This window comes from Sulfurihydrogenibium yellowstonense SS-5, from assembly GCF_000173615.1.
Classification (GTDB): Bacteria; Aquificota; Aquificia; order Aquificales; family Hydrogenothermaceae; genus Sulfurihydrogenibium; species Sulfurihydrogenibium yellowstonense.
In genome coordinates, this window is record NZ_ABZS01000036.1 from 1 (window position 1) to 10,922 (window position 10,922).

8 protein-coding genes are annotated in these 10,922 nt (G+C 31.6%); 7 read left to right on the forward strand and 1 reads right to left on the reverse strand.

From position 1 onward, the window contains the following. Positions 1–146: 146 nt before the first annotated feature. From SULYE_RS02365 to SULYE_RS02385, 5 genes are all read left to right on the forward strand, one after another. Complete coding sequence (locus SULYE_RS02365) at positions 147–2,660, forward strand: cation-translocating P-type ATPase (RefSeq protein WP_007546141.1); 2,514 nt, start codon at positions 147–149, stop codon at positions 2,658–2,660. A 1,124-nt stretch (positions 2,661–3,784) separates the two neighbouring features. Next, a complete protein-coding gene (locus tag SULYE_RS02370; protein ID WP_007546143.1) occupies positions 3,785–4,510 on the forward strand; it encodes an SDR family NAD(P)-dependent oxidoreductase in 726 nt (241 codons plus the stop codon). Between the two features lie 71 nt (positions 4,511–4,581). Continuing rightward, positions 4,582–5,268, forward strand: a complete 687-nt coding sequence (locus SULYE_RS02375; RefSeq protein ID WP_007546144.1) for an MBL fold metallo-hydrolase — start codon at positions 4,582–4,584, stop codon at positions 5,266–5,268. A gap of 10 nt (positions 5,269–5,278) precedes the next feature. Continuing rightward, positions 5,279–6,376, forward strand: coding sequence for a glycine oxidase ThiO (thiO, locus tag SULYE_RS02380; RefSeq protein ID WP_007546146.1), 1,098 nt, complete (start codon positions 5,279–5,281; stop codon positions 6,374–6,376). Positions 6,377–6,380: 4 nt separating this feature from the next. Then, positions 6,381–6,713, forward strand: a complete 333-nt coding sequence (locus SULYE_RS02385) for a hypothetical protein (protein WP_007546148.1) — start codon at positions 6,381–6,383, stop codon at positions 6,711–6,713. Between the two features lie 508 nt (positions 6,714–7,221). Here the strand turns inward: SULYE_RS02385 and SULYE_RS02390 are convergent. Continuing rightward, a complete protein-coding gene (locus SULYE_RS02390) occupies positions 7,222–9,117 on the reverse strand; it encodes a 2Fe-2S iron-sulfur cluster-binding protein (RefSeq protein WP_007546150.1) in 1,896 nt (631 codons plus the stop codon). Between the two features lie 550 nt (positions 9,118–9,667). On the opposite strand from SULYE_RS02390, the gene SULYE_RS02395 reads away from it, so the two are divergent. After that, entirely contained in the window at positions 9,668–10,699 is a 1,032-nt protein-coding gene (locus SULYE_RS02395; protein WP_007546152.1) for a diguanylate cyclase domain-containing protein, read from the forward strand. Positions 10,700–10,717: 18 nt separating this feature from the next. After that, the coding region (locus tag SULYE_RS02400; protein ID WP_007546154.1) for an EAL domain-containing protein at positions 10,718–10,922 on the forward strand (205 nt) is incomplete at its 3' end.

Genomic DNA, 10,922 nt, shown 5'->3' on the forward strand with positions numbered 1-10,922 from the left:
AAAGAAAAACATGAGACTCTTCACCGGCGACATAATGACAGTTTGGATTTTTTGAACATCCTCTACAAATTCTTGACTTTCTTCCAATTAAAATGCATATTAATATAAAACGCATATTAATATAAAACAAAAAAGCGAGGACCTATATGCATAATTTTTCAGTTGAACATGTTTTATCAATTTTAAAAACAAATATTAAGGGTTTGTCACAAAAAGAAGCAAAAGAAAGATTAAAGATATATGGACTCAACGAAATAGAAGAAAAAGAAGAAAGTAAGTTAAAGATCTTTCTTAGACAGTTTACAAGTCCTTTTATAATCATACTTATGGTAGCTGGTTTATTAGCTATTTTCTTTGGAGACTTAAAAGATGGCTTAGTCGTTTATGGACTTTTGCTTATAAATGGATTTATAGGTTTTTATCAAGAAATAAAAGCTCTTGCTTCAGTAAAAGCGTTGAAAAGCCTAACTTTACCTACTGTAAGAGTTTTAAGAGATGGTAAAGAAGTTGAAATAAATATAAAAGAATTAGTTCCTGGAGATATAGTTTTACTTTTTGAGGGAGATGTTGTACCTGCAGATATTAGATTGATAGAATCAGTTGGTCTCATGGTAGATGAAGCTATTTTAACCGGAGAATCAATTCCTGTTGAAAAAAATGCCGGCGTTATTCTTAATCAAGATGCACCTGTTCATGAAAGAATAAATATCTTATTTAAAGGAACAACCATAGTTAGGGGAAAAGCTATTGGTGTTGTTTTTGCTATAGGAGAAAACACAGAGTTGGGAAAGATTGCAAAAAGAATGCAAGAAAAGCCACCAGAAAGCCCATTAACAAAAGCATTGGGAGATTTTGGAAAAAAATGGATATTCGCGTTGATCTTAATTTTAACTTTTCTTGTAATTATTGGAATTTTGCAAGGCAGAGAAGCTAAAAGTCTTGTATTTTTTGCAATTGCACAGTTAATTTCTGCTGTTCCGGAAGGATTGCCAATAGTTGTAACGATTGCCTTGGTTGTTGGTGCTATCAGATTATCAAAAGAGAAAGTTCTTGTAAAACATCTACCAGCAGTTGAAACTCTCGGTAGTGCAACGTATATATGTTCGGATAAAACCGGAACTATAACAGTTGGAAAGCTTAGAGTAGAAGATTATGTGCCTTATGATAAGGAAAAACTTTATTTAGCTGCTGCTTTGTGTAATGATGCTGAAATTTATGATGGAAAAGAAAAAGGAGACCCATTAGAGATTTCTTTACTTTACTGGTTAGAAAAAGAAGGGGTAGATTGGAATTATTTAAGAAATAAATATGAAAAAATATGGGAGCATCCTTTTGACACAAAGTTAAGACTTATGGCTGTCGTCGTTAAATCAGATGTGGGTATAGAACTATACATAAAAGGAGCTTTGGAAAGCCTATCTACCATGTGTGAATCTGCTTGCCCTGAAGAAGTTTTTAAAAACCATGATAAATTAGCTGAAGAGGGGTTGAGGGTTTTAGCTTTTGGATACGCTAAGCTTGATAAAGTTCCAGAAAGCATAAAAGATGTAAAAATAAACTTAGTAGGTCTTGTCGGATTTTTAGACCCACCAAAAGAAGGGGTAAAAGAATCTGTTGAGATGGCAAAAAATGCAGGTATTAGAGTAATTATGATTACAGGAGATAACCTTTTAACTGCCAAAGCGATAGCTAAAATGGTAGGTATATTTTCTGATGGAAATATAGCCATCGAGGGAAAAGACCTTGAAAAATACTCAGACGAAGAGCTTTATCGATATTTAAAAAATATAACAGTAGTAGCAAGGGCTACACCGGAGGATAAATATCGTATAGTAAAAGTTTTACAATCAAATAAAGAAATTGTAGCGGTTACAGGGGATGGAGTTAATGATGTTCCGGCTTTAAGAGTTGCAGACCTGGGAGTCGCTATGGGTTCCGGTTCACAGGCAGCCAAAGATGCAGCAAAAATGATTATAACTGACAACAATCTTTCCATTATCGTAAACGCAGTAAAAAGTGGAAGACTTATAACAAAAAATATTTCAAAAGTAATAAGATACTTATTATCAACAAACCTATTTGAACTTACTTATAACTCCTTAGCAATATTAATGGGTTTACCGCTACCACTATACGCTACTCAAATACTTTGGATCAACTTAGTAACAGATGGTGTTCAAGATAAAGCCTATCCTTTTACAAAGTATGAAGGCGACCCGATGAAGGAAAAACCTAAAAGACCAGAAAAAGCCTTCACCGGAAAAGAGCAATTTATAAATATTGCTTATAATGGCTTGATAATGGGACTTTCTCATTTCTTTTTGTTCAAATATTTGTTAAATATATATTCTTATGAAGTTGCTTTAACTATAAGTTTTATATCGGCTGTAATTTCTCAATGGTCAGTTGGAATACAAGAAATAGGAGAAAAGCCATTTTTTAAAAATCCTATTGAGTATATAAAGCTAAATCCATACATCTATTTAGGAATCTTTATTGGAGCTATTCTACAAATAATTGCAATTAGCTTAATACCGCACTATTTCCATGCTGTCAAACTTACAATGAGTGAACTACCATATATTTTTATAATTCCTTTTATAACATTCATTATGATAGAGTTAAGAAAATGGATTAGCTATTTAAAGTCAGCAAAATAAATTTTTTAACTGTACCTTGGTAATCGAATAGGCAAGCCAACACAAGCTTATTTTACGTGAGAACGTGAAACGTGAGATGTGAGACGTTAGAGATTGGTTTATCAATATCTTAGTGATTTTTATCTGATTGCTTAGTAAGGGTGTTCCAAAATTTTTGTAAACTTACCTTTCCGTCATCCTGAGGCCGAAGGCCGATGGATCTCCTTTTTAATTTTTTGACTTGAAAAGAAAAATATGAGATTATTCGCTTCGCTCAGAATGACAATGTGGATTTTTGGAACAGTCTCGATTGCTTAGTAGCTTGGTGAGATGATTTGGCAGTCAGTAATGCTAAAGTATTGGTAATGAGATTTTATTTTTTAATATTTGAATTAAGTTTGTGTAGTGATAGCTTAAAAGAGATTTTTTGAAAAGTGGTTGTAAGTATTTATTGAATAAAATTTTTTGATTTTAAAATTTTTAGTACTTAAGTTATTGTTGATTTAAAATTTTTTGTTTTAGATTTTTTTAAATCGACAAGTTAAAGAGTGGTATTTGCAGCGGGCTTCTGAGTTTGTGGTTTTCAGTAGTTGGCTTGTGATGGGAAGTTAAAGGATAAAATATGATAATATATTTTCTGTATATCTATATTTTCTGTATATCGAGGTTTGCTGCAAAAAACTTCAACTTGCGGATTTTTTTAAAAATTTGATATAATGTTTTATACATTGGTAATTGAACAAGATTTTTACGATTTTATTTTTGAGTTAAAAGTTGACGGGTTATTAGCCTACCTATGAGGAATTGAAACCCATTAGCGACAGATTTATCATAGATGCTTCATCTATGTTATTAGCCTACCTATGAGGAATTGAAACCGGATAGGGAATGTTGCGTATCCGCTATTGATGTCAGTTATTAGCCTACCTATGAGGAATTGAAACTGATGACATTTAATTTTACTACAACCATGCACCGTTGGTTATTAGCCTACCTATGAGGAATTGAAATGCATTAAACTCAAATCTGATTACTCCACTTTTCCGACAATCCTACCTGAAAACCTTAGTCAAAATAATCTCGTTCTTGAATCATAACTCTTTATGACTATATTTAAACTCTAATAAATCTTATAAAGGATTAAGATGGACTTAAAAGGAAAAAACGCTTTAATTACAGGTGGTTCTAAAAGGATTGGCAGGGATATTGTTTTAGGTCTTGCCGAGCATGGCTGTAATGTACTGATTCATTATAACTCTTCTAAAGAAGAAGCTGAAAAAGTATTACAGCAAGCAAAAAGTTTTGGAATAAAAGCAGAAATTATAAGAGCGGATTTACTTGATGAAAATCAACTTATAAGTTTAGTAAATCAATCACTTAATATTTTTGGACACATAGACATTCTAATAAACAACGCATCAATCTACTACAAAAAACCATTAGAAGAAGCTACCTTTGAAGATTTAGAAATTTTTTACAAGATACATATAAAAGCACCATTCTATTTGTCAAAGGAATTTGGAAAAATTATGTATGAAAGGAAAGAGGGAAGAATTATAAACATAATAGATTATTCAGCTATTCTTCCTTACAAAGATTTTACACCTTATAGCATTTCAAAAGGTGGAATGATTACTATGACAAAAGCATTTGCAAAAGAGTTTGCACCATACGTACTTGTAAATGGAATACTACCTGGTCCAATCATACCGGCAGATGGTTTAGATGACATAGAAAAGCCACTCCAAAAGACACTAATTAAAAAATGGGCGGGTGGAAAAGAAGTCTTTAAAGCTGTAAAATATTTAATAGAAACTGATTTTACAACAGGAGCTTTAATTCCTGTAGAAGGAGGAAGGTTAATATTTTAGATTACATAATTTTTCTTGGCACTGGCGGTGGTAGAACTGTAGTATTTAGACAGTTAAGGCATTCTGGAGGAATGTGGCTTCATTTCGCCGGTAAAAACATACTGATAGACCCAGGACCTGGAAGCTTAATCAGAATCTTTGAGAGAGGGTTAGAGCCAAACGATTTAAACGCAGTAGTTTTATCCCATAGACATTTAGACCATGTAGCAGATATAGCATCTGTTGTAGAGTCTGCCACAGATAGCAATAAAAATAAATTAGATTTATTACTTGCTCCAATAGATGCAGTAGATGGAGATGACCCAGTTGTTTTAAAATACACAAAAAAAGGCTTTAAAAAAATTGAGATTACAGAGCTTGGAAAAATCATTGAATACGAAAACATAAAAATAAAACCCTTAATCAAGCATATACACCCGGGCGCAGATACCTACAGCTTACAGTTTGAATATAACAACAAAATTTTTATATATGTAGCTTGTGGAAGATTTTACGAAGATATGTTATACGCATACCCAGAAAATCCCGATATTATGGTTTTTAACACTACATTTGTAAAATCCAATTTAAACTATTATCATCTTTCTGCCGAAGATGTAGAAAGGATAATCGAAAAAGTAAAGCCTAAACTAACTATTTTGACCCATTTTAGTTTACAGATGTTAAGATATACACCTTTTAAAATTGCAAAAGAGATGTCAGACAGAACAGGCTTAAAAGTAATAGCTGCGTATGATGGATTAAAAGTAGATTTTTAGGAGTGTATAGTTGAAAGGTATAATCGTTGGCGGTGGAATTATAGGACTTTCAATAGCAAGAGAATTGAACAAATTAGGTTATGAAATTACGATTTTAGAAAAAAATTTACTTGGAAGAGGAGCATCATGGGCAGCTGGTGGTATGCTTGCCCCTCAAGCAGAAGGATTAACCGGGGATTTTCTAAATTTTTCTGTTGAATCCAGAGAGATGTATAAAGAATTTGTACAGCAAATTGAAAAAGAAACAGGATATGAAGTTTCATACTATGAATGTGGAATTGTTTGTCCTGCTTTTTCAGAAAAAGAAATGGAAAATTTATTCAAAAGAGTAGATTATTACAATAAATTAGGTTTAGAGTCGAAAATTCTTACTCGTCAAGAAATTTTAGATATGGGAATTAAAATCTCAAATTTTGTTATCGGTGGAGCTTTTTTCCCACATGATAAACAGGTTGATAATAGAAAGCTTGTTGTGTCGTTGGTTAAATATGCAAAAAATTCTAATATAACTGTAAAAGAGCTTACAGAAGTTAAATTTATAGAAGTTAATAATGGAATATTTCAAAGAGTAGTTACAAACAATGGGACTTTCGAAGCAGATTTTTGTGTTTTGGCTGCAGGAGCTTGGTCGGGCGAACTAGAACCTATTAAAGTTTTCCCAATCAAAGGACAGATGTTATCATTCAAAACAAAAATTAAAAACGAAATTTCAAAAATCTTATATAGCAGTAGAGCTTATATAATTCCAAGAAAAGATAGCAATTTAGTTGTTGTTGGTGCTACACAAGAAAATGTCTTTTTTAAAGAAGGAAATACGGTATCTGGTATATTTTTATTACTTAAAGGTTTGTTAGAAACTTTACCATCTACAAAAGACTATGAAATCACAGAAACTTGGTATGGATTTAGACCAGCAACTCCCGATGGTCTTCCTATTCTTGGAAAATCTGAGATAAAAAATTTATACTATGCTACAGGACATTATAGAAATGGAATATTGCTTGCTCCAATTACAGCAAAATTGATAACCCAATTGATTCATAAAGGAGAAGAATCGCCTTATTTAAAAATGTTTGATTTCAGCAGATTTTATATAAAAGAGGAATGAAATTATGAAGGTAAAGGATTATATTGAAAGTGGATTGAAGAATTTTGTAGAAGTTGCCCCTTCAGATTACAAAGAAATTGGTAAATTTAAAAGCGGTAGTCATGTAGTTAGTTTTTATATTAAAGAAGAAAATGATAAAATTACTGATGTTAAATTCAACTCATCAAAAAGATGTAAAAAATTGCTTGCAGTTGCTGATTATGTTGCAGAGATAATAAAACAAAAGGGTAAAGTTGAGTTTAAAGATGAAGAGGTGTTAGAATTTTTTAAAGATGAAAAAGAAATAGAGAAAGTTAAAGATAGATTAGAGATCGTCAAAAAGGTATTAAACAAGTAAGTTAAGCGAGAAAATAGTATAGAAGTTATACATTAAGAAAAATATATATTTGGATAAAACAGTGAAAATATAATATACTCGGTTTATAATGCTATAAAAGAAGCGAGAGAGGGTGTTAATCGGTACATAGGGATTTATAACAGTCAAAGGATACGTTCAAGAATTTAATAAAAAGAAATTACTCTAAAGGCTGTTTTAAATTTTAACTAAGCTTAAAATTGATTAACCTTTTAATCATTATTCTGCAGCCGGCGTAGGATCTCCTGTTATTGTTTCCTTCCTTTTAAAACACATTAAAACATGAGATCCTTCACTTCGTTCAGGATGACAAAGAACGACCCAATGGTGTCATTCTGAGCGTTAGCGAAGAATCTCATTTTTCCTTATTTTAAAAGAGAAGATCCTTCGGACTTACGGCCTCAAATGAGAGGCAAGAATAAACTCATTTCAGGCACACATTAATTGCTTATAAATTTTGCAATATCTTTGACACCTTACAATTTAAAAACTAATCCTCTTCTACCGTGCTAAAATTTTTAATTTTCCATCCGGTCAAGTTATTGGACCTTCTTGAAAAGAAAGAAACATCCCAAATATTTTGCTTTTCAATATTAAAATAAGCTGGTAATTTCCCATAGGTAGATTTTACTATATTTTGTTTACTGCCGGATTTTAGTTGATTTAAAATCTTTTCAAAAGTTTTATTATTGTTAATATTTGATTTGATTGAAGTTTTTACCTTTCTTATACCTCTTACAAAGCTATAATGTCCGTCTTCCTCTGTCCATGTATTTAATGGAATAGCTACATCACAAACCAACGCAAGCCCATCTTCGAAAGGAGTTAATATTATTTTCTTTTCTAAAGTCATTAAAATCTCTTTTAACTTATCTTCTTCTAAAAATTCTGCTAAATCTTCACCAAAAAGAATGATGTTTTTGATTTCCTCACTTTCAATTTTTGAAATAATATCCGGCAAGTAGCTAAGATTTTCTACAATATTTATTATTCCAAAACCATTTGGATAAGGCGGAATCAATAAGATTTTATTTTGCATTTGCGATTGAACTTCTTTAAGTTTTTTTCCAAACCTGTAAGCATCTTCTCCGTAGAAATAGTTAGAATATACTATAATCTCACTGCCATCTACATTTTCAATAAGTTTTTCAATGATTTGTTCACCTTCTGCATCTATTATAAGTGGATACAGTTTTTTTAATCTTTCTACTTGTGGAGAAATTGCAATGACTTTTTTATTCATGTAGTATGTGATTACAGGATTTGTATCGGTGATGTCATTTCCAACTACTATCCATTTTTTAGCATTTTTTAACTCTTCTTCAGATGGCGGTGTATATTCTCCAAATCCTTCTAAAAGCGGCAGTAAATCTAATGTTATTGTTGATGTAATATATGCTCCAGATTTAGAAGCAATTTCATTTATCTTTTGCAGGTTCTCATTTGATAAATACGGAGATACAACAATAACAGTTTGAGATGGCTTTTCATTTAATAGGTCAATAACTTCTTGCAAAGCATCATCAAAGGAAGAATAATTATTGTTTATTTTTGGATATTTTAGTCTATTTGTATTAAAGCTGTCATATCCAAGATAAGGCTTTGCACATATTTCAAGCTCTGCTGTACTTCTTATTCTGTGTATTTTTTTATCATCATGGTCTATCACAACAGGACAGCCAAGGGAGCAAAAACTGCAATGAGTGTATGTTTCTTTTAATAGCCAAGGTCTTGCATTAAATTTAAACGGCTTAAATAAAATAGCTCCAACCGGACATATATCTACACAAAGACCACACATTTCGCAGGTTGATGTATCCATAGGTTTTAAAGCCGGTGAGATTAGTATCTCAAACCCTCTTTCTATTTGAGTAATAGAATGAGATTTGTTTATGTTATCGCAAACGCTCACACACTTCATACATAAAACACATCTATTTGATACATACTCAAGATAATCACTTTCCCAATCTTCTTCCGGTCTTATTTTTTCAAAGGGTGTTATTGGTAGTATATTATGCTGTGGTCCCCAGTAGGTCCCCCAGTTTTGTAAATCACACTCTCCGGCTTTATCACATATTGGACAGTCAAGCGGATGTCTTGTAAAGAGCATTTCAAGTATAAATTTTCTATCTTCTTTTACTTTTTCATTCTCAGTCTCTATTTCCATCCCATCATATACATAACTTCCACATGCAATGATGCTTCTCTTTGCTTTAACATCATAAACCAAACACATTCTACATCCGCCAAAGATTGGCAGTTTTTCATGATAACAGAAGGTTGGAATCAATTTATAAATTTTTTTTGCAGCTTCCAAAACGGTTGTATTCTTAGCCACAGAAACTTCAATTCCATCGATCTTTATGTTAACTAAATCCATCATCTTACAGCTCACCTAATTTTGATAAGATAATTTCTTAATTTATTTCACTAAACATTTGTACAAGCTAATATTATCCTTAAAATTGTATATAAATTCAAGCTCTTTTAAGAGTGCTTTAAATTTCAGCCAAGTCCAGAAATTAATTAACCTTCTGTTCGTAATACTGCGGCCTTGGTAAGAATGTCTGTCCATTTTTACCTGTCAATTATTCATTGAGACAGTTTCAAAAATCCACATCGTCATTCTGAGCTTTAGCGAAGAATCTCATTTTTGTTTATTTTTAAAAAAAAGAGATTCTTCGGCTTTACAGCCTCAGGATGAGACGGAAAGGTAAGCTTACAAAAATTTTGAAACACCCTTAAAGCTACCTTTACTTTCACAAAATAATAGAATTTTATCCTTTACTCCTCAATTTTTCCTAACGCTCCATTCTTTTTGTATTTATAGAATTTTTGAAATAGGTTAAAAAAATTTAACGTAGTTTTAATAAAAAATAAAGATTTTAGTGTTATATTCCTACTATAAAAAACTGTTAATTAGGTGGTGTATCGTGAATTTAGATTTTGACAACAGAGAAATTTCTCAAGCTTCCAGTGATGAGGATCATGATTTTACGCTTAAAACAATAGCTAATAAGACCCCTTTTATTTATGGAGACACAAATGCTTTGGAAGCTTACTACATTATTATTCAAAATAGCACGACTAATATTATCCCTGTTGTAGACCAGGATCTTAGAGTTATAGGGCAGATACAAAGAATCAGGTACATAGAAAATATTTATTTCGGTAGGTTTGGTTATGGAATATATCTAAACGCTAAAAAGAAAGTAAAAGATATTATGGAACAGCCCGATATAATCTTTGATGTGAATACAAAAGCAGAAAAAGTAGCATTAAAAATAAACAACAGAGAAGAATTTAGAAAACACGATGATATTATAGTCGTTGAAGATAATAAATATTATGGTACTGTTAAAGTTCATGACTTGATGGAGCTTTTAACCAAAAGAATGCTTCAATTAGCAAGAGATTTAAACCCTTTAACCGGTTTACCAGGAAACTGGGCTTTAAGAAAGTATATTGAAGAAAGAATTCAAAGAGGAGATTCTTTTGATGTTATTTATTTAGATGTTGATAATTTTAAGCCTTATAACGACCACTACGGATTTATGCTTGGTGATAAAGTAATCTATATTATTGGCGAGATTTTAAAAAGAGTAAAAACAAAATTTAATAATGTTAAGCCTTTCCATTTGGGTGGAGATGATTTTATCGTAGTTGCACCATACCAAGAAGGAGAGAAAATATCAAGGTTAATAATAAATGCTTTTGAAACCTTTTTGCCAGACCTTCACGGAAGAGATTTTGAAGCAGGTTTTTATAAATCCATAGATAGAGATGGAAAAGTGAAAAGTTTTCCTCTATTATCTATAAGCTGTGCAATCGTCCCTGTAAAAGAAAACTCTATCAAAAATTTTGCACATTTAGCATCAGTGGCAGCAGAGGTAAAACACGCAGCAAAATCTTTGGCTAAATCTACTGGAAAATCTGTAATATTCGTTAACAGAAGAAAAATATAACAAAAAAGGAGTCTTTTAATGATAGATATTCTTAACCCTAAAAATTTAGATGTGTATTTTCAGCCAATAGTAGATAGGAAAAACATGAAAGTTGTAGGCTTTGAAAGTCTGATTCGTGGAATCAATAGAGAAAATGGAGAAATTCTGTCTCCAAAAATATTATTCGAAAAAGCTAAGAAGGATAAAATAGTAACAGAATTCGATAGACTTTGCAGAGAGCTTG